The 19,201-nt window shown below is 54.6% G+C and carries 18 protein-coding genes; 11 read left to right on the top strand and 7 right to left on the bottom strand.

What is annotated here, in order from left to right; all coding sequences use genetic code 11:
- Window positions 1-5 precede the first annotated feature (5 nt).
- The 6 genes from hupB to bolA form a co-directional block, all read right to left on the bottom strand.
- Entirely contained in the window at window positions 6-278 is a 273-nt protein-coding gene (gene hupB / locus H7R58_RS05730) for a nucleoid-associated protein HU-beta (protein WP_035895161.1), read from the bottom strand.
- Window positions 279-487: 209 nt separating this feature from the next.
- Window positions 488-2,842, bottom strand: a complete 2,355-nt coding sequence (lon, locus tag H7R58_RS05725) for an endopeptidase La (protein ID WP_106927974.1) — start codon at window positions 2,840-2,842, stop codon at window positions 488-490.
- Between the two features lie 183 nt (window positions 2,843-3,025).
- Window positions 3,026-4,300, bottom strand: a complete 1,275-nt coding sequence (gene clpX, locus H7R58_RS05720; RefSeq protein ID WP_106927976.1) for an ATP-dependent protease ATP-binding subunit ClpX — start codon at window positions 4,298-4,300, stop codon at window positions 3,026-3,028.
- A gap of 134 nt (window positions 4,301-4,434) precedes the next feature.
- Complete coding sequence (clpP, locus tag H7R58_RS05715; RefSeq protein WP_035894303.1) at window positions 4,435-5,058, bottom strand: ATP-dependent Clp endopeptidase proteolytic subunit ClpP; 624 nt, start codon at window positions 5,056-5,058, stop codon at window positions 4,435-4,437.
- A gap of 242 nt (window positions 5,059-5,300) precedes the next feature.
- Window positions 5,301-6,599 carry a trigger factor gene (tig, locus tag H7R58_RS05710; RefSeq protein ID WP_106927978.1) on the bottom strand — a complete coding sequence of 433 codons (1,299 nt, stop codon included), beginning with the start codon at window positions 6,597-6,599 and terminating at the stop codon, window positions 5,301-5,303.
- Between the two features lie 334 nt (window positions 6,600-6,933).
- The gene (gene bolA, locus H7R58_RS05705; protein ID WP_064547920.1) at window positions 6,934-7,251 is read right to left on the bottom strand and encodes a transcriptional regulator BolA; all 318 of its coding nucleotides are present in this window, start codon (window positions 7,249-7,251) and stop codon (window positions 6,934-6,936) included.
- A gap of 297 nt (window positions 7,252-7,548) precedes the next feature.
- Here bolA and H7R58_RS05700 point away from each other — a divergent pair, with 297 nt between their 5' ends.
- The 8 genes from H7R58_RS05700 (at window position 7,549) to H7R58_RS05665 (ending at window position 15,383) form a co-directional block, all read left to right on the top strand.
- Window positions 7,549-8,127: a lipoprotein gene (locus H7R58_RS05700; protein WP_106927982.1), complete on the top strand. Its 579-nt coding sequence runs from the start codon at window positions 7,549-7,551 to the stop codon at window positions 8,125-8,127.
- 46 nt (window positions 8,128-8,173) lie between these two features.
- Window positions 8,174-9,658, top strand: coding sequence for a muropeptide MFS transporter AmpG (gene ampG / locus H7R58_RS05695; RefSeq protein ID WP_182929386.1), 1,485 nt, complete (start codon window positions 8,174-8,176; stop codon window positions 9,656-9,658).
- 464 nt (window positions 9,659-10,122) lie between these two features.
- A complete protein-coding gene (cyoA, locus tag H7R58_RS05690; RefSeq protein WP_106927986.1) occupies window positions 10,123-11,070 on the top strand; it encodes a cytochrome o ubiquinol oxidase subunit II in 948 nt (315 codons plus the stop codon).
- A gap of 19 nt (window positions 11,071-11,089) precedes the next feature.
- Window positions 11,090-13,081, top strand: a complete 1,992-nt coding sequence (gene cyoB / locus H7R58_RS05685) for a cytochrome o ubiquinol oxidase subunit I (RefSeq protein ID WP_106927988.1) — start codon at window positions 11,090-11,092, stop codon at window positions 13,079-13,081.
- Entirely contained in the window at window positions 13,071-13,682 is a 612-nt protein-coding gene (locus H7R58_RS05680; protein WP_106927990.1) for a cytochrome o ubiquinol oxidase subunit III, read from the top strand. Before cyoB ends, H7R58_RS05680 begins: the two co-directional genes overlap by 11 nt.
- A complete protein-coding gene (locus tag H7R58_RS05675) occupies window positions 13,682-14,011 on the top strand; it encodes a cytochrome o ubiquinol oxidase subunit IV (protein WP_106927992.1) in 330 nt (109 codons plus the stop codon). The genes H7R58_RS05680 and H7R58_RS05675 overlap by 1 nt, the downstream gene beginning before the upstream one ends.
- An 11-nt stretch (window positions 14,012-14,022) precedes the next feature.
- Window positions 14,023-14,910 (top strand): heme o synthase, encoded by an 888-nt coding sequence (gene cyoE / locus H7R58_RS05670; RefSeq protein ID WP_106927994.1) that lies wholly within the window; start codon window positions 14,023-14,025, stop codon window positions 14,908-14,910.
- Window positions 14,911-15,227: 317 nt separating this feature from the next.
- On the top strand, window positions 15,228-15,383 hold the full coding sequence (locus tag H7R58_RS05665) for a Hok/Gef family protein (RefSeq protein WP_182929387.1): 156 nt from the start codon (window positions 15,228-15,230) through the stop codon (window positions 15,381-15,383).
- A gap of 77 nt (window positions 15,384-15,460) precedes the next feature.
- On the opposite strand, the gene H7R58_RS05660 is transcribed toward H7R58_RS05665, so the two are convergent.
- Window positions 15,461-16,219 carry an IclR family transcriptional regulator domain-containing protein gene (locus tag H7R58_RS05660; protein WP_106927998.1) on the bottom strand — a complete coding sequence of 253 codons (759 nt, stop codon included), beginning with the start codon at window positions 16,217-16,219 and terminating at the stop codon, window positions 15,461-15,463.
- Between the two features lie 152 nt (window positions 16,220-16,371).
- On the opposite strand from H7R58_RS05660, the gene H7R58_RS05655 reads away from it, so the two are divergent.
- From H7R58_RS05655 to H7R58_RS05645, 3 genes are read left to right on the top strand one after another with little or no spacing between them, the layout of a single operon-like run.
- Window positions 16,372-17,193 carry a shikimate dehydrogenase family protein gene (locus tag H7R58_RS05655; protein ID WP_182929388.1) on the top strand — a complete coding sequence of 274 codons (822 nt, stop codon included), beginning with the start codon at window positions 16,372-16,374 and terminating at the stop codon, window positions 17,191-17,193.
- Entirely contained in the window at window positions 17,190-18,884 is a 1,695-nt protein-coding gene (locus H7R58_RS05650; protein ID WP_182929389.1) for an FAD-dependent oxidoreductase, read from the top strand. The genes H7R58_RS05655 and H7R58_RS05650 overlap by 4 nt, the downstream gene beginning before the upstream one ends.
- The gene (locus H7R58_RS05645; RefSeq protein ID WP_106928004.1) at window positions 18,881-19,201 is read left to right on the top strand and encodes an NIPSNAP family protein; all 321 of its coding nucleotides are present in this window, start codon (window positions 18,881-18,883) and stop codon (window positions 19,199-19,201) included. Before H7R58_RS05650 ends, H7R58_RS05645 begins: the two co-directional genes overlap by 4 nt.

The following is a 19,201-nucleotide window of genomic DNA, read 5'->3' as shown; positions in this document are numbered from 1 at the left end:
AGCGATCAGTTTACCGCGTCTTTCAGTGCTTTACCTGCACGGAATGCCGGAACTTTAGCGGCAGCAATAGTGATCTCTTTACCGGTCTGAGGGTTGCGGCCAGTACGGGCAGCACGCTCTTTAACCGCAAAGGTACCAAAGCCTACCAGCGCAACGTCATCCCCAGCTTGCAGAGATTCAGTAACAGAAGCAATTAAAGCATCTAACGCACGTCCAGCTGCAGCTTTGGAGATATCCGCGCCAGCAGCAATTTTGTCAATCAGTTGAGATTTGTTCACTGTTCTCTTCCTCTCTTTATTATTTATATCGCACCTGAATCCTTCACGGCGCAATCGCGGAGCAGTTATATCAGGACTCCCATGCCCTTACAACACCCGTTGTCGAAGACACACCTGCCAGCCGTCTAAATTAGCGAGACAAAAAAAGGCTGGCAAGTCAGTTTATGCTTGCCAGCCCGCTTTTTATTAACGCTCTTTGCGCGAGGTCACTATTTTGCCGTTACAACCTGCATTCCGCTGGGTTCGTTTTGCAGAGCAAGGGACAGAACTTCCTCAATTCGTTTCACCGGATGAATATCCAGATCCGCCAGAACGTTGTCCGGAATTTCTTCCAGATCGCGTTTGTTCTCATCAGGAATCAGAACAGTCTTAATACCGCCGCGGTGTGCTGCCAGCAGTTTTTCCTTCAGACCGCCGATCGGCAGCACCTGGCCACGCAGGGTAATTTCGCCCGTCATCGCCACGTCTGCACGCACCGGGTTGCCGGTCAGGCAGGAAACCAACGCGGTACACATCGCGATACCGGCGCTCGGACCGTCTTTCGGCGTTGCCCCTTCCGGTACGTGAACGTGGATGTCGCGTTTTTCGTAGAAATCTGGATTGATGCCCAGTTTTTCCGCGCGCGCGCGCACCACGGTCAGCGCAGCCTGAATGGACTCCTGCATGACTTCCCCCAGGGAGCCGGTGTAGGTCAGCTTGCCTTTACCCGGGACGCAGGCGGTTTCGATAGTCAGCAGATCGCCGCCCACTTCCGTCCACGCCAGGCCGGTCACCTGACCCACGCGGTTTTCGTCATCGGCGCGGCCGTAGTCAAAGCGCTGAACGCCGAGGTAATCGTGCAGGTTATCGCCGTTAATCTCGATGTGCTTCAGCGCTTTATCCAGCAGCAGCTGTTTCACCGCTTTACGGCACAGTTTGGAGATTTCACGCTCCAGGCTACGCACGCCCGCTTCGCGGGTGTAATAGCGGATAATACCGACAATGGCGCTGTCATCGACCGTCAGTTCGCCTTTTTTCAGGGCGTTACGTTCAATCTGCTTCGGCAGCAGGTGACGTTTAGCGATGTTCAGCTTCTCATCTTCGGTATAGCCAGACAGACGAATCACTTCCATACGGTCCAGCAGCGGTGCCGGAATATTCATGGAGTTCGAGGTCGCAACAAACATTACGTCGCTGAGATCGTAGTCCACTTCCAGGTAGTGGTCGCTGAACGCCACGTTCTGCTCAGGATCCAGCACTTCAAGCAGTGCAGAAGCAGGATCGCCGCGCATGTCGGAGGACATCTTGTCGATCTCATCAAGCAGGAACAGCGGGTTTTTCACGCCCACTTTGGCCATCTTCTGAATCAGTTTGCCCGGCATCGAACCAATATAGGTACGACGGTGGCCGCGGATTTCCGCTTCATCACGCACGCCGCCCAGCGCCATACGGATGTATTTGCGCCCGGTCGCCTTCGCGATGGACTGACCCAGAGAGGTTTTACCCACCCCCGGCGGCCCAACCAGACACAGGATCGGCCCCTTGATTTTGTTCACTCGGCTTTGAACCGCAAGATACTCAAGGATGCGATCTTTCACGCGTTCCAGACCATAATGGTCGGTATCAAGGATTTCCTGCGCCTGGCGAAGGTCTTTTTTGACCTTGCTACGCGCATTCCACGGTACCTGCACCATCCAGTCGATATAGCCACGAACCACGGTCGCTTCAGCTGACATCGGCGACATCATTTTCAGCTTTTGCAGTTCGGCTTCGGTTTTCTCTTTCGCCTCTTTCGGCATTTTCGCCGCATCGATCTTACGCTTCAGCGCTTCGTTCTCGTCCGGCGCATCGTCCATCTCGCCGAGCTCTTTCTGAATGGCTTTCATTTGCTCGTTCAGATAGTACTCGCGCTGAGATTTCTCCATCTGCTTTTTCACGCGGTTGCGAATACGTTTCTCAACCTGCAGCAGATCGATTTCCGACTCCATCATCGCCATCAGATATTCCAGGCGTTCGTTGATGTCGGACATCTCGAGGACGGACTGTTTATCCGCCAGCTTCAGCGGCATATGCGCGGCAATGGTATCCGCCAGGCGCGCCGGATCGTCGATACTGTTCAGCGACGTCAGCACTTCCGGTGGAATTTTTTTGTTCAGCTTGATATAGCCTTCAAACTGACCGATTGCCGTACGCACCAGCACTTCCTGCTCGCGCTCTTCAATCGCCGGCGACTCCAGGTACTCGGCCTTCGCCGAGAAGTGTTCTCCGTTGTCAGACAGCGCGCTGATACGCGCACGCTGAAGGCCTTCAACCAGTACTTTGACCGTACCGTCAGGCAGTTTCAGCATTTGCAAAATAGAGGCCACGGTCCCAACGGTGAAAAGATCGTTTACACCCGGCTCATCCGTTGAAGCGTCTTTCTGGGCGACCAGCATGATTTTTTTATCATGATCCATGGCCGCTTCCAGACAACGGATAGATTTTTCCCGCCCTACAAATAAGGGAATGACCATGTGCGGATAAACCACCACATCGCGCAACGGCAATACGGGGATTTCAATGCGTTCAGAACGCTCAGGATTCATAGAGCTCTCTCTTAGTTTAGTGTCCGCCAGGTAAGCTGGTCATGCGACTGTGCTTCACACAACCATTAACATGTAACCAGTATATGGGGATGTATTCCACACATTCAACGCCATGAATACGGAAAAATAAAAGGGGAGATAAAATCCCCCCTTTTTGATTAACTGATTGTATGAACTGGTGAATTATTCGCCAGATGCCTGCTGCGCTTCCGGCTTGCCGTAGATAAGCAGCGGTTCGCCCTGGCCAGCAATGACCGACTCGTCGATGACCACTTTCTCAACGTCTTCCATGGAAGGCAGATCGTACATGGTTTCGAGCAGCGCAGCTTCCACGATGGAACGCAAACCACGCGCGCCGGTTTTACGCGCCATGGCTTTCTTGGCAATCGCATCCAGCGCTTCGTCGCGGAATTCCAGATCCACACCTTCGAGGTTGAACAGCGCCTGATACTGCTTAGTCAGGGCGTTTTTCGGCTCTTTGAGGATCTGAATCAGCGCTTCTTCGCTGAGCTCGGTCAGCGTTGCCACGACCGGCAGACGACCAATGAACTCAGGGATCAGACCAAATTTGATCAGATCTTCTGGCTCAACCTGGGTCAGCAGTTCGCCTTCGCTGGCTTTGTCGGATTTTGCTTTTACCGTTGCGCCGAAACCAATGCCGGAGCCAGTTTCAACACGGTTAGCAATGACTTTATCCAGACCCGCAAATGCACCACCGCAGATAAACAGGATCTTCGAGGTATCAACCTGCAGGAACTCCTGCTGCGGATGTTTACGGCCACCCTGCGGCGGTACGGCTGCCACGGTGCCTTCAATCAGCTTCAGCAGCGCCTGCTGTACGCCTTCGCCGGACACGTCACGGGTAATTGACGGGTTATCGGACTTACGGGAAATCTTGTCGATTTCATCGATGTAAACAATACCGCGCTGTGCTTTCTGTACGTCGTAATCGCACTTCTGCAGCAGCTTCTGAATAATGTTTTCAACGTCTTCCCCCACGTAACCCGCTTCGGTCAGCGTGGTGGCATCGGCCATCGTGAACGGTACGTCCAGCAGACGGGCCAGCGTTTCGGCCAGCAGCGTTTTACCGGAACCGGTCGGGCCGATCAGCAGAATGTTACTTTTGCCGAGCTCAACGCCGTTGTTGGTATCACCATTGCGCAGACGTTTGTAGTGGTTATAAACCGCAACGGCCAGCACCTTTTTCGCCTGTTCCTGACCGATAACGTAGTCATCTAAGTGATGACGAATTTCATGTGGCGTCGGCAGAGCACTGCGTTCGCGATGCGGCGCCACTTCTTTAATCTCTTCGCGAATGATGTCGTTACATAAGTCGACACATTCGTCGCAGATATACACGGATGGGCCGGCGATGAGCTTACGCACTTCGTGCTGGCTTTTGCCGCAAAAAGAGCAGTACAACAGTTTGCCCGAGCCATCTTTGCGTTTATCTGTCATGAGTCAAAACCTCTTTTTAAGTTCTTTGTGCCGCATATGACGACGCAAATGCCATTCTTTAGCGCAAGCTGCTACGCAAGCGTTGTGCCGCCTCTAGTAGTATATACCCTGCGACGGCACGTGCGGTCATGACATTAGTTACGCTGACTCAGGATTGAGTCAACTAAGCCATACTCAACAGCTTCAGAAGCGGACAGGAAACGGTCACGCTCGGTGTCGCTTTCAATCTGCTCCAGAGACTTACCGGTATGGTGCGCCATAAGCTCATTCATGCGTCCTTTCACCTTCAGGATCTCACGGGCGTGGATTTCGATGTCCGTCGCCTGGCCCTGATAACCGCCCAGCGGTTGGTGAATCATCACGCGGGAGTTCGGCAAGCAGAAGCGCTTACCTTTTGCGCCTGCTGTCAGCAGGAACGCACCCATTGACGCCGCTTGCCCCATACAGATGGTGCTGACGTCTGGCTTGATGAACTGCATGGTGTCATAAATGGACATCCCTGCTGTGATCACGCCGCCTGGGGAGTTGATATACAGGTAAATGTCTTTTTCCGGGTTTTCCGCTTCCAGAAACAGCATTTGCGCCACAATCAGGTTCGCCATGTGGTCTTCCACCTGGCCGGTCAAAAAGATGACGCGCTCTTTAAGCAGACGGGAGTAGATATCAAAAGAACGTTCGCCACGGGAGGTCTGTTCGATGACCATTGGCACCAGGGCCATGTGGGGTGCAAAGTTATCTCTTTCGCCACTGTATGACATATCCGTCTCCTGGATAAAAAATAAAATAGCCACAACATTCAGATTATAGCGATGCGGCGAGTGATTCGTTCCCCCAGTAATGGGTACGATCTTACCCTATTTCAAGCATAACAATATTTTGTTGTTACGCTAACACCCAAACGGCGTTTTATCACGTCAGCTTTCGCTATCGCTGCAATAAAAAAAAACCCGTTACCAAAAGGCAACGGGTTTTTCTCAAAACCGTAAACCGGAAAGCGAAATTACGCCTGCTGATTCATCAGTTCATTGAAGGAAGTTGCTTTTTCAGTCACTTTCGCTTTTTCCAGAACCGCTTCAACAGCCTGTTCTTCCAGAGCGACACTGCGCATGTTTTCCATCAGCTCTTTGTTTTTGCTGTAGAATTCAATAACTTCTTTCGGATCTTCGTAGGCAGAAGCCATTTCTTCGATCAGGGTAGCTACGCGTGCTTCGTCAGCTTTCAGCTCGTGGGTACGAATCACTTCGCCCAGCAGCAGGCCAACCACAACGCGGCGTTTTGCCTGCTCTTCGAACAGTTCACGCGGCAGTTCCATCGCTTGCTGCTGGTTGCCACCGAAACGCTGTGCAGCCTGACGGCGCAGCACATCGATTTCGCTGTCGATCAGCGCAGCCGGAACGTCGATTTCGTTCGCTTTCACCAGGCCTTCAATTGCCTGAGATTTAACGCGGTTACGTACCGCGCCTTTCAGCTCGCGTTCCATGTTTTTACGCACTTCAGCGCGCAGGCCTTCAACGGTGCCGTCTTCAACGCCGAAACGTTTGATGAATTCAGCCGTCAGTTCCGGCAGCTCACGCTCTTCAACTTTCTTCAGGGTAATCGCAAATTTAGCGGCTTTACCTTTCAGGTTTTCTGCGTGGTATTCTTCCGGGAAGGTCACGTCGATGGTGAATTCTTCGCCCGCTTTGTGGCCTTTGATACCGTCTTCAAAGCCCGGGATCATACGACCCTGGCCCATCGCCAGTACGAAATCGGTCGCTTTGCCGCCTTCGAACTCTTCGCCGTCTACGGAACCGATGAAGTCAACGGTTACGCGGTCTTCAGCGTCAACAGCGCCGTCTTTGTCTTTCCAGTTAGCCTGCTGTTTACGCAGGGTGTCCAGCATGCCGTCAACGTCGGCTTCGGTCACTTCAACAACCGGTTTTTCGACTTCGATTGCGTCCAGGCCTTTCAGCTCAACTTCCGGATACACTTCGAATTCTACGGCGTAGGTGAAGTCTTCGCCCAGTTTGTATTCGCCCGGAACATAGTTCGGTGCGCCAGCCGGGTTAATTTTTTCTTTGATGATCGCGTCAACGAAGTGACGGCTCATCAGGTCACCCAGCACGTCCTGACGCACGGAAGCGCCATAACGCTGAGCAACAACATTCATCGGTACTTTACCTTTACGGAAACCGTCAATGCGTACTTTTTTCGCTACGTTGACCAGCTCGCTTTTTACAGCGGTCTCGATGCTGTCAGCAGCGATAGTAATCGTTACACGGCGGCCAAGGCCCTGAGTGGTTTCAACTGAAACTTGCATCTTGTTACCTCAAAAAAATCACAGTGCTCGGTCAACTCTGAATCATGCCTTGCAGTACTGGGACGTTCTCTTTTAATCAGAAACCATTCCCTGTAGCCAGAATCATCCCGAAGACATTCCGAAAAATAAGACGCAGCATTATAGCGGCATCACTTTTATGAGTCGAGAACGGTTATCACGCGTTGCTGCGGCATTTTTCACAATTCCCGGCTAATTTTTGTCTGAATACTGTCTTTGGCGCGCAAAATTCAGACAAAACAAAACGGCCCGCAGGCCGTTTTCTCATAATCTGTACGCAACATACTGGAAAAGTTCCGCGTTGCAAATGCCTTTTCTACGCGATAGTGCCCGCGCCGCGACACGGCGGCGAAGCAAATACGGTATCCTGCAAACCTTCCCACTCTTTCCGCGTGTAAGTGTGTAGTGCCAGAGCATGTACGGTCGAGGCAAACTCCTCTGTTAGGGTGCCATAAATCATTCGGTGGCGATTAAGGAAACGCTCTCCGGTGAATCGATCGCTGACTAACACAACTTTAAAGTGGCTCTCAGAGCCTGCCGGTACGTTGTGGCGGTAGCTTTCATCGACAACTTCCAGGAACACAGGATCAAACGCTGCCCTTAATTTTTCTTCGATTTGTTCACGCATCATCATGATATTACTCCTCCGACAACGTTAAGATGCCGCCTATCCCTTTAAATGTTAGCCGCTTTTACTGACTCCATTACACAAAGGCAACAAAAAATTAGCGTTCGCGCCATTTTATTTGTCAAGTAGATGAAGTTAACGTCTTTTACAATCCGTTCTCATCTGAAATCCTGGCGCAAACTGTCACGCGGTGCAGAAAAGCACCAACACGATGAAATTACATGCGTTGCCTACTTCCCCTGACCGTTGGCGATGTTATGATGACGGGAATTTTCAGTAAACAATGCGTTTGAGAACCCTAACATGTTAAAAAAAATCCTCTTCCCACTGGTAGCACTGTTTATGTTGGCCGGGTGCGCAACGCCGCCGACGACCGTTGACGTCTCACCGAAAATCACGCTGCCTTCCCAGGATCCTAGCCTGATGGGCGTCACCGTCAGCATCAACGGCGCCGATCAGCGCCAGGATCAGGCGCTGGCAAAAGTCACCCGTAACAACCAACTGGTCACCCTGACCGCTTCACGCGACCTGCGCTTCCTGATGCAAGAAGTGCTGGAAAAACAAATGACCGCGCGCGGCTATATGATTGGCCCGAACGGCGCAGCAAACCTGCAGATCATCGTTAACCAGCTGTATGCTGACGTTTCTCAGGGTAACGTGCGTTACAACATCAATACCAAAGCCGATATCGCCATCATCGCGACCGCCGCTAACGGTAATAAGATGACCAAAAACTACCGTTCAAACTACTCTGTTGAAGGCGCGTTCCAGGCCTCTAACCAGAATATCGCCAATACCGTGGATAGCGTTCTGGGTGACACCATTGCCGATATGGCACAGGACACCGCCATTCACGATTTCATTAAACAAAACGCACGCTAATCCCGTCTCAGACCCGGCGCTTCGCCGGGTCTGAACGTATATACCTATGTCTGGTCACTATCTACGCATTTTTCAGCAACCCAAATCAGCCATTCTGCTGATTCTTGGCTTTGCCTCCGGCTTACCGCTTGCCCTGACCTCAGGGACGCTTCAGGCGTGGATGACGGTCGAGAATATCGATCTGAAAACCATCGGCTTCTTCTCGCTGGTCGGCCAGGCCTACGTCTTTAAGTTTCTGTGGTCGCCGGTGATGGACCGCTACACGCCGCCGTTCCTCGGCCGCCGTCGCGGCTGGCTGTTGACCACCCAATGCCTACTGCTGATTGCCATTGCGGCAATGGGCTTCCTTGAGCCCGCCTCGCAGCTGCGCTGGATGGCGGCGCTGGCGGTCATTATCGCCTTCTGTTCCGCGTCGCAGGATATCGTCTTCGACGCCTGGAAAACCGACGTACTGCCTGCCGAAGAGCGCGGTGCCGGAGCAGCCATCAGCGTGCTGGGGTATCGCCTGGGGATGCTGGTTTCCGGCGGTTTAGCGCTGTGGCTTGCCGATAAATGGCTGGGCTGGCAGGGTATGTACTGGCTGATGGCAGCGCTGCTCGTTCCCTGCATTATCGCCACCCTGCTGGCGCCGGAACCCAGCGATGTTATCCCGGTGCCGAAAAGCCTTGAACAGGCGGTCGTGGCGCCGCTGAAAGATTTCTTTGGCCGTAACAACGCGTGGCTGATTCTGCTGCTTATCGTCATGTACAAACTCGGCGATGCCTTCGCCATGAGCCTGACCACCACCTTCCTGATTCGCGGCGTCGGATTTGATGCCGGGCAGGTCGGGATGGTCAATAAGACTCTCGGTCTGTTTGCGACCATCATCGGCGCGCTGTACGGCGGCGTACTGATGCAGCGCCTGACGCTGTTTCGCGCGCTGCTGATTTTTGGCATTCTGCAGGGGGTTTCCAACGCGGGCTACTGGATGCTGTCGGTTACCGACAAGCACCTCTACTCCATGGCGGCGGCGGTATTCTTTGAAAACCTGTGCGGCGGTATGGGAACGGCGGCGTTCGTCGCGCTGCTGATGACGCTGTGCAACAAATCCTTTTCCGCCACCCAGTTTGCCCTGCTGTCGGCGCTGTCGGCCGTTGGACGGGTCTATGTAGGCCCGATTGCCGGCTGGTTTGTCGAAGCCCACGGCTGGCCAACGTTCTATCTTTTCTCCGTCATCGCCGCGGTGCCGGGCATATTGCTGCTGTTAATCTGCCGCCGGACGCTGGAGTACACCCAGCAGACTGAGCAATTTATGCCGCGCGTATCCTACAGCGGCGGCTATCGTCTGGCGCTGCGTCTGCTCCTGGCTGGGGTCGCCCTGCTAGGCATCTGGCTGCTGCTGCTGATTAGCGATGCGCTTCATCTCTTTGCCGTAGCATGGTCCGGCACGTTGCTCGAAGCCGGGGTGCTCATTGCATTTATCGGTATCGTCTTTGGTTGCCTGCTGGACTATCTGGCACTGAGGAAAACGCCCGTTTCACTCACTCAGTAAAAAATGCGGCATATCCAATGTAATCACGATGCGTAATAATAACTCACGCATCGTATATATCTTTTTTTATTTGCGCTTTTGTGCGCTTTAGAATTCTGGAAATTACTGGAACGTTTAAGGTATGCTTTATTTCATTAACCGATTCAGCACCAGACCAATTAAATTTTCGTTTTTCAATTGTCTTTTATTTGATGATTAATTGTTAATTATTTGTATATTTTTAGCAATGGTTATACCAATTGCCATCCCAACCCCTTCCCCATACCCTCTTTCGTTATAACGCCCGTCTGATGGGCTTTCCGCTCGGAAAATAGACATATTTAGCAACATCTGTGACAGGCACGGCAGAACCCAGTAACACATAACTGACAGAGCACCAATGATGTTTACAGTAATGTAACCTTCCCGTAAAATGACCCCACACTTTAAACGCCACCAACACCCCGTGGAATTGAGGTCGTTACATGAGACTCAGGAAATACAATAAAAACTTGGGATGGTTGTCATTAATCGCCAGCACGGTATTACTCAGCGGCTGCGATTCTGCACTACTTGACCCCAAAGGACAGATTGGACTGGAGCAGCGTTCGCTGATTCTGACGGCTTTCGGCCTGATGATGATCGTCGTCATTCCGGCCGTCTTAATGGCCGTTGGTTTCGCCTGGAAATACCGTGCGAGCAATAAAGATGCGAAGTATAGCCCGAACTGGTCACACTCCAACAAAGTGGAAGCTGTGGTCTGGACCGTGCCTATTCTTATCATCATCTTCCTCGCCGTACTGACCTGGAAAACCACTCACTCCTTAGAACCAAGCAAACCGCTGGTACATGACGAGAAACCGATCACGATTGAAGTGGTTTCCATGGACTGGAAATGGTTCTTCATTTACCCGGAGCAGGGCATTGCTACCGTCAACGAAATCGCCTTCCCGGCGAACGTTCCGGTGCAGTTCAAAGTGACCTCCAACTCCGTGATGAACTCCTTCTTTATCCCGCGTCTGGGCAGCCAGATTTACGCCATGGCCGGTATGCAGACCAACCTGCATCTTATCGCTAACGAAGCGGGTACCTACGACGGTATCTCCGCCAGTTACAGCGGCCCGGGCTTCTCTGGTATGAAGTTCAAAGCCATTGCGACGCCGGATCGTGCCACATTCGATCAGTGGGTCGCTAAAGCGAAACAATCTCCGAACACCATGGACGACATGGCGGCATTCGAGAAAGTGGCTGCACCGAGCGAATACAACAAGGTGGAGTACTTCTCCAGCGTGAAACCAGATTTGTTTAAAGCAGTGACCAGCAAATTTATGGATCACGGCAAAAGCATGAACATGTCCAAACCGGAAGGCGAACACGCAGCGCACGAGGGTATGGAAGGCATGGACATGAACCACGCGGAATCCGCTCACTAAGGGGCCGAGGAAGAAAACGATGTTCGGAAAATTGACACTGGATGCAGTGCCGTTCCATGAACCTATTGTCATGGTTACGGTCGCTGCCATTATCATCGGTGGTCTGGCGTTACTCGCCTTGATCACTTACTTCGGTAAGTGGTCCTACCTATGGAATGAGTGGCTGACTTCGGTTGACCACAAAAAACTGGGCATCATGTATGTCATCGTCGCTATCGTCATGCTGCTGCGTGGCTTTGCCGATGCCGTCATGATGCGTAGCCAACAGGTGCTGGCCTCCGCCGGCGAAGCTGGCTTCCTGCCACCTCATCACTACGATCAGATCTTTACCGCCCACGGCGTTATCATGATCTTCTTCGTGGCGATGCCGTTCGTTATCGGTCTGATGAACCTCGTGGTTCCACTGCAGATCGGCGCGCGCGACGTGGCGTTCCCGTTCCTGAACAACCTGAGCTTCTGGTTCACCGTTGTCGGCGTTATTCTGGTTAACCTGTCTCTGGGCGTAGGTGAATTTGCTCAGACCGGTTGGCTGGCCTATCCGCCGCTCTCGGGAATTGAGTACAGTCCGGGCGTAGGGGTCGATTACTGGATTTGGGCGCTGCAGCTCTCCGGTATTGGTACTACGTTAACCGGTATTAACTTCTTTGTGACCATCATCAAGATGCGTGCGCCAGGAATGACGATGTTCAAGATGCCGGTATTTACCTGGGCATCTCTGTGCGCCAACATCCTGATTATCGCCTCCTTCCCAATTCTGACGGTTACCATCGCGCTGCTGACCCTGGATCGCTATCTGGGCACCCATTTCTTTACCAACGATATGGGCGGCAACATGATGATGTACATCAACCTGATTTGGGCCTGGGGCCATCCGGAAGTGTATATCCTGGTTCTGCCGGTCTTCGGTGTATTCTCTGAAGTTGCCGCAACCTTCTCGCGTAAACGCCTGTTTGGCTACACCTCGCTGGTGTGGGCGACCGTGTGTATTACCATCCTGTCGTTCATCGTTTGGCTGCACCACTTCTTCACCATGGGTGCCGGTGCGAACGTTAACGCCTTCTTCGGTATTACCACGATGATTATCGCCATCCCGACCGGGGTGAAGATCTTCAACTGGCTGTTCACCATGTATCAGGGCCGCATCGTCTTCAACTCTGCGATGCTGTGGACCATCGGCTTTATCGTGACCTTCTCGGTCGGCGGTATGACCGGCGTTCTGCTGGCGGTGCCGGGCGCGGACTTCGTGCTGCACAACAGCCTGTTCCTGATTGCGCACTTCCATAACGTCATCATCGGCGGTGTGGTCTTCGGTTGCTTCGCCGGCCTGACCTACTGGTGGCCGAAAGCCTTTGGCTTCACCCTGAACGAGACCTGGGGCAAACGCGCCTTCTGGTTCTGGATCATCGGCTTCTTCGTGGCGTTTATGCCGCTGTACGTGCTGGGCTTCATGGGCATGACCCGTCGCCTGAGCCAGCAGATTGACCCGCAGTTCCACCCGATGCTGGTTATCGCAGCGTGCGGTGCTGCGCTGATCGCCTGCGGTATCCTGTGCCAGCTGATTCAGTTCTACGTCTCTATTCGCGACCGCGAGCAGAACCGTGACCTGACCGGTGACCCATGGGGCGGCCGTACGCTGGAGTGGGCAACCTCTTCCCCGCCTCCGTTCTACAACTTTGCCATTGTGCCGCACATTCATGAGCGTGACGCATTCTGGGAAATGAAAGAGAAAGGCGAAGCGTACAAACAGCCGACGCAGTATGAAGAAATTCATATGCCGAAAAACAGCGGTGCGGGTATCGTGATTGCCGCCTTCGCTACCGTCTTTGGTTTCGCCATGATCTGGCATATCTGGTGGTTGGCGATTGCCAGCTTTGCAGGCATCGTGATCACCTGGATCATCAAAAGCTTTGACGAGGACGTGGATTACTACGTGCCGGTTGCAGAAGTCGAAAAACTGGAAAATCAGCATTTCGATGAGATTTCTAAGGCAGGGCTGAAAAATGGCAACTGATACTCTGGCGCATAACGCCCACGCGCATGAACATGGGCATCACGATACAGGGCCGATGAAGATCTTCGGCTTCTGGATCTACCTGATGAGCGACTGCATTATCTTCGCTACGTTGTTCGCTACCTACGCTGTGCTGGTAAACGGCACGGCGGGCGGCCCGACCGGCAAAGATATCTTCGAGCTGCCGTTCGTTCTGGTTGAAACTGCACTGCTGTTATTCAGCTCCATCACCTACGGCATGGCGGCTATCGCCATGTACAAAAACAACAAGAGCCAGGTCGTTTCCTGGCTCGCCCTCACCTTCCTGTTTGGTGCCGGGTTCATCGCGATGGAAATCTATGAATTCCATCACCTGATTGTTGAAGGTATGGGCCCGGATCGCAGCGGCTTCCTGTCAGCGTTCTTCGCGCTGGTTGGCACGCACGGCCTGCACGTCACCTCCGGTCTTATCTGGATGGCGGTGCTGATGGTGCAGGTTTCCCGCCGCGGTCTGACCAGCACTAACCGTACCCGTATCCTGTGCCTGAGCCTGTTCTGGCACTTCCTGGACGTGGTGTGGATCTGTGTGTTCTCGGTTGTTTATCTGATGGGGGCGATGTAATGAGTCATTCTAACGATCACAGCGGCGCATCCCACGGCAGCGTGAAGTCGTACATGACAGGTTTTATCCTGTCTATCATCCTGACGGTGATCCCGTTCTGGATGGTGATGACCGGCAGCGCGTCGCATGCGGCGATTCTGGGTACCATTCTGGTGACCGCTGTGGTGCAGATTGTCGTACACCTGGTGTACTTCCTGCACATGAACAGCAAGTCTGACGAAGGCTGGAACCTGACCGCGTTTGTCTTTACCGTGATAATCATTGCCATCGTGGTGGTAGGGTCCATCTGGATTATGTGGAACCTGAACTACAACATGATGGTTCACTAAGAGCGGCGAGTATGTTTAAGCGATACCTGCAAGTAACGAAGCCTGGCATCATTTTTGGCAACCTGATCTCCGTGATCGGCGGTTTCCTGCTGGCCTCCAAAGGTCACATCGACTATCCGCTGTTCGTCTGGACGCTTCTCGGTGTGTCTCTGGTGGTCGCCTCGGGTTGTGTTTTCAACAACTACATCGATCGTGACATCGACCGTAAGATGGAGCGAACGAAGAACCGAGTGCTGGTTAAGGGACTGATTGCGCCAAAAACGTCGCTGGTCTACGCCACTTTGCTGGGTCTCGCTGGCTTCATGCTGCTGTGGTTCGGCGCCAATCCCCTCGCCTGCTGGCTGGGGGTAATGGGGTTCGTGGTTTATGTCGGCGTTTACAGCCTGTACATGAAGCGCCACTCCGTTTACGGCACGCTGATTGGTTCTCTCTCCGGCGCTGCGCCGCCGGTGATTGGCTACTGCGCAGTATCCGGCACCTTTGACAGCGGCGCGCTGATTCTGCTGGCGATCTTCAGCCTGTGGCAGATGCCCCACTCCTACGCTATCGCGATTTTCCGTTTTAAGGATTATCAGGCAGCGAACATCCCGGTACTGCCGGTGGTGAAGGGCATTTCGGTGGCAAAAAATCACATTACGCTGTACATCGTCGCTTTTGCTATCGCCACGCTGATGCTAACGCTTGGCGGCTACGCGGGTTATAAATACCTGATTGTTGCCGCTGCGGTGAGCGTATGGTGGCTCGGCATGGCGCTGCGCGGTTACAACGTGGAAGATGATAAAGTCTGGGCGCGCAAGCTGTTCGGCTTCTCTATCATCGCCATTACCGCGCTCAGCGTGATGATGTCGGTCGACTTTATGGTGCCGAATTCTCAGAACCTGCTGACTTACGTCTGGTAAAGAGACACCGTTTGATAAAAACCTCGCTTCGGCGGGGTTTTTTATTGCCTGAAGAAAAGCGCCAGCACCCGATATTGATGTTTTCCTAAATAGCGGCGAGGCCAGCGTTCAGGCAGCTCATTCGAGGGGAAGAGGTATAGAATCGCAACGGGTGCTTGAGACTGTTTGTCTTGAGCATGATGTGAAAGGCAGATAGACAAAAGCCCCAGATAACATTCTGCGTCCGGCAAGACGCTTAACATTAATCTGAGGCCCCTAAATACCAACCAGTATTAGGTTAGCCTCTTACCGACCTTAGGGTCAAGGAGAAGTAGCCTATGAAACGGAACAAGGTAGTGATTGTTGCCCTGATTGTCCTCTGTATTACCGTCGTGATGTCGGTACTGGTCACGCGCAAAGATCTTTGCGCGGTCCGTATCCGCAGCGGGCATACGGAGGTCGCCGTCTTCACAGACTACGAATCTGTTAAGTAAGAGACCCGGCGGGGAGTCATCCCCGCCACTCCTGATGCTACCAGGTATTCTCAACGCACCCAATTTTTTTCACCTGGCTAGCCCACCAGCATCGCCTGCGCGCTATACAGCAGATCGAGATGATCCCGGCACAGCGCCTCCAGCGACGTGCGCGACTGGTGGCTGGTCAGACTCAACGCTCCCCAGTACAGCCCTTCCCTATCAGCAAGTGGAACGGCGATCACCAGCATACCTATCTCAAACTCCTGCTCAATAGAGGCGTATCCCTGACGACGAACCTGCGCGATACGCTCCATCAATATCGGTACATCCGTCACCGTGTAAGGCGTTCGCTGCTCGCGGGCTACTCGCTGCAACACAGCCTCGCATTCAGCTTCCGGCAACGAGGCTAACCACAAGCGACCGCCCGCGGTGCAGTGAATCGGCACTCGTTCACCGAGCCGTACAGAAGTTGAGTTAAACGGCGTATGTTTGCTGCGGGCAATATAGACCAGCTCGTTGTCATCGATCACCCCCACCGACGCGTGTTCCTCTGTACGACTAGCAACATATTCAACAATCGGCCGTACCATACGCGGGAACTGCGCGGAATCAACGTAGGCCTGCCCCAAACGCAGCGTTTTCGCCATCAGCCAGTAATAGCGCCCATCGGTATCCAGATAGCCGTCGTGTACCAGCGTCAGGAAAAATCGGCGAGCCGCGCTCTGCGTCAACCCGCTCATTTTCGCCGCCTGCGGCACCGTCAGACGCGGGTTCGCCTTTGAAAAAAGCTGGATCAGCGCCAGCCCCTTTTGCAGCCCCACAATCAGATCGCGTTGATGAATCTCGTTTTGCATAGTTGTTCACACTTTTGCAACAGAGGGAGTCGAATACTGCGATTATCGCACTGTCGGTGCGATTAACAACCAACCCGTCCGAATTCTGCGTTGTCGCTCACCGCTTCCATTGAAATACTTACGCAACAGTTTATTAACAAGCGAGGTGAGCAATGGTCAGCGGATTTACTCAGGTCGTCGCCGTTATCGGGCATCCCATTACCCAGGTGAAATCACCGGAAAACTTTAACCACTACTTTGCCAGCCAGAGCATGGATAAGGTAATGATCCCGGTCGATATCGCGCCGGAAGCCGTTGCCGACTATCTGAACACCCTGCGCGGCTGGCAGAATATGAGCGGTATTTTGGTTACCGTTCCCCATAAACAGCGCGTTGCCGGGCTGCTGGATAGCCTGACATCGCGCGCCCGTCATCTGAATGCGGTCAACGTAGTTCGCAAGCTGGCGGACGGCCGCTTAGAGGGCGATATGCTTGACGGCGTCGGCTTCCTGCGCGCCGCCGACGCGCACGGTTTTGCCACCGTCGGCAAGCGCGCCCTGCTCACCGGCTGCGGCGGCGTCGGTAGCGCCATCGCCTGGAGTCTGTGCGAAGCGGGCATCCACAGTCTGGCCCTGCACGATCGCGACGACGCCAGCCGCCAGCGTCTGGAGAATCGTCTCGCCACCCATTTCCCGAGCGTCCACCTCACCGCCCTGCCCGAATCGCTGGCGGAAATCGATCTGCTGGTCAACGGTTCTCCTGCGGGTATGGCGGGCTTCGATCCGCTGCCGCTAAGCCCAGCGCTGCTTGAAACGTTAACCGCCGCCACGCACGTTGCCGATGTCGTCACCGCACCGGTTGTCACCCCGCTGCTGGCCTTCGCCAGCGAGCGTGGCTGCCGCACGCAAACCGGGCCGGAAATGGCGCTAGCGCAGATGGAGCTGATGGGGCAGTTCATCGGTGCGATACCCTCACCACATGAGGTCGCCGCATGAAAAGCTGGGACGTGATCGTTATCGGCAGCGGTGCGGCGGGGTTTGCCGCCGCCGTGACGGCCTGCTGCAAAGGGCTCTCCGTGCTGATGCTGGAAAAAGCGCCGCACTTTGGCGGCACGTCGGCGATCTCCGGCGGCGCGGTGTGGATCAACGATACCGACCAGGCGCGCCACCTCGGCAAAAGCGGCTCCCCTGAGGAGATAAAAACCTACCTGCGCACCATTATTGGCGACACCCATTATCGCCCGGAGATGGTGGATGCGTTTGTTCACGCCGGGCGTGACGCGCTGGCCTTTCTCGAGCAGCAAGGCGCGGTGAAATATAGCCTGCGCCCCCTGTCGCCGGACTATTACCCGGATGAGCCCGGCGCAGTCGACGTGGGCCGCGCGCTGGAAGTGGTGGAGTACGACGGGCGCGAGCTGGGCGAACACTTTAAAACGCTACGCTCACCGCCGCCGGGGATGCTGCTGTTTGGCGGCATGATGGTTAACCGCGTCGATATTCAGCATTTCCTCGATATGCGACGCTCATGGCGCTCATTCCGCCACTGCGCAAAGCTGCTGCTGCGCTACGGACGCGACCGACTGCGTCACCATCGTGGCACCCGTCTGGCAATGGGCAACGCGCTGATCGCCCGCATGGCCACGCTGGCGCTGCGCAAAGGGCTGGAGCTGGAGCTTAACGTGACGGTGAAATCGTTGACGGAGCAGAATGGTCGCGTCACCGGCGTCGAAATTGAGCGCGACGGCAAATCGGTCGCACTGCACGCGCGTCGCGGCGTGGTGCTGGCCGCCGGAGGATTCGCCGCCGGGCGTATTGCGCCGCAGTTCCGCCCCGCAACTCAGCAGCACTACACCATGTCGCCCGCGACCAATGATGGCGCCGCATTTCAGCTGGGGCTAGGCGTTGATGCCCGTCAGGGGGCCGATCTGCCATCTAACTTCTTCTGGGCGCCGGTCTCCGTGCTGCGCCGTCCGGACGGCAGCGAAGAGCGGTTTCCGCACCTGGTCACCGACCGCGCCAAGCCGGGGATGATTGCCGTCAACCAGCACGGCCTACGCTTCGTCAATGAGTCCAACTCCTACCACCACTTCGCCAGCGCCATGCAGCAACAGCCGGAGAACGCTCCCTGCTATCTGCTTTGCGACGCGAATGCGATGAAGCGCTATGGCCTGGGGCTGGCGCGTCCAGCGCCGGTCAATAACGATGCGCTGGTCAACGCCGGGTATCTGCATCAGGCGCAGAGCCTGGGCGAGCTGGCGCAGCAGTTGGGTATCGACCCGCAGCAGCTTGAGCAGACCGTCGCCGATTATAACCAGGACGCACAAACTGGCCACGACAGCAAATTCAATAAAGGCGGCAACAGCTACAACCGCGCGATGGGCGATGCGGCACACCGCCCGAACGCCTGTAACGCGCCGCTGTTAAGCGCGCCGTTTTACGCCATCAAACTGTTTACCGGCGATCTGGGCACCTCGCGCGGGCTGGTCACCACCGCCGACGCGCAGGTGATTAACCAGCAGGGCCAGCCCATCGGTGGGCTATACGCCGTCGGCAACGACATGGACTCGCTGATGGCGGGCACCTACCCCGGCCCTGGGATCACCCTCGGCCCGGCGCTCACCTTCGGCTATCTCGCCGCAGTGCATATGACCAACACATCCCCACTCACTTCAGGAGAAGCATCATGATCTACGAAAAACGCACCTACACCATCAATCCGCTGAAGATGGCTGACTGGCTCGCGCTGTACAAAAGCGACGCCTTTGCGGTCCAGACTGAGCATCTCGGTAAGCTAATAGGCTTCTTCTTTACCGAGATTGGCGTAGTCAATCAGGTGGTTCACATCTGGGCTTACGAAAGCCTGGACGATCGCCTGGTGCGGCGCGCGCGTATGGCACAGGATGAGCGTTGGCTGACCTTCTCGCGTAAAAACCGCGAGCTGGCAGCGGTTGAACGTCTGGAGTCGGTCCTGATGCGCCCGACCGATTTCTCCCCGCTGCAATAA

Origin of the sequence: Klebsiella sp. WP4-W18-ESBL-05 (genome assembly GCF_014169075.1) — a bacterium.
In the GTDB taxonomy this organism is placed as follows: domain Bacteria; phylum Pseudomonadota; class Gammaproteobacteria; order Enterobacterales; family Enterobacteriaceae; genus Kluyvera; species Kluyvera ascorbata_B.
The sequence above is the reverse complement of the archived record's forward strand: the minus strand, read 5'-3'. Positions and strand labels throughout refer to the sequence as shown.

Coding starts and splice junctions, on each gene's coding strand:
- bolA (WP_064547920.1), bottom strand. CDS start 7,251: ATGATGATGCGTGAACAAATCGAAGAAAAATTAAGGGCAGCGTTTGAT.
- cyoB (WP_106927988.1), top strand. CDS start 11,090: ATGTTCGGAAAATTGACACTGGATGCAGTGCCGTTCCATGAACCTATT.
- H7R58_RS05655 (WP_182929388.1), top strand. CDS start 16,372: ATGGTCAGCGGATTTACTCAGGTCGTCGCCGTTATCGGGCATCCCATT.
- H7R58_RS05665 (WP_182929387.1), top strand. CDS start 15,228: ATGAAACGGAACAAGGTAGTGATTGTTGCCCTGATTGTCCTCTGTATT.
- H7R58_RS05650 (WP_182929389.1), top strand. CDS start 17,190: ATGAAAAGCTGGGACGTGATCGTTATCGGCAGCGGTGCGGCGGGGTTT.
- tig (WP_106927978.1), bottom strand. CDS start 6,599: ATGCAAGTTTCAGTTGAAACCACTCAGGGCCTTGGCCGCCGTGTAACG.
- clpX (WP_106927976.1), bottom strand. CDS start 4,300: ATGACAGATAAACGCAAAGATGGCTCGGGCAAACTGTTGTACTGCTCT.
- H7R58_RS05660 (WP_106927998.1), bottom strand. CDS start 16,219: ATGCAAAACGAGATTCATCAACGCGATCTGATTGTGGGGCTGCAAAAG.
- H7R58_RS05675 (WP_106927992.1), top strand. CDS start 13,682: ATGAGTCATTCTAACGATCACAGCGGCGCATCCCACGGCAGCGTGAAG.
- cyoA (WP_106927986.1), top strand. CDS start 10,123: ATGAGACTCAGGAAATACAATAAAAACTTGGGATGGTTGTCATTAATC.
- clpP (WP_035894303.1), bottom strand. CDS start 5,058: ATGTCATACAGTGGCGAAAGAGATAACTTTGCACCCCACATGGCCCTG.
- H7R58_RS05700 (WP_106927982.1), top strand. CDS start 7,549: ATGTTAAAAAAAATCCTCTTCCCACTGGTAGCACTGTTTATGTTGGCC.
- H7R58_RS05680 (WP_106927990.1), top strand. CDS start 13,071: ATGGCAACTGATACTCTGGCGCATAACGCCCACGCGCATGAACATGGG.
- lon (WP_106927974.1), bottom strand. CDS start 2,842: ATGAATCCTGAGCGTTCTGAACGCATTGAAATCCCCGTATTGCCGTTG.
- cyoE (WP_106927994.1), top strand. CDS start 14,023: ATGTTTAAGCGATACCTGCAAGTAACGAAGCCTGGCATCATTTTTGGC.
- ampG (WP_182929386.1), top strand. CDS start 8,174: ATGTCTGGTCACTATCTACGCATTTTTCAGCAACCCAAATCAGCCATT.
- H7R58_RS05645 (WP_106928004.1), top strand. CDS start 18,881: ATGATCTACGAAAAACGCACCTACACCATCAATCCGCTGAAGATGGCT.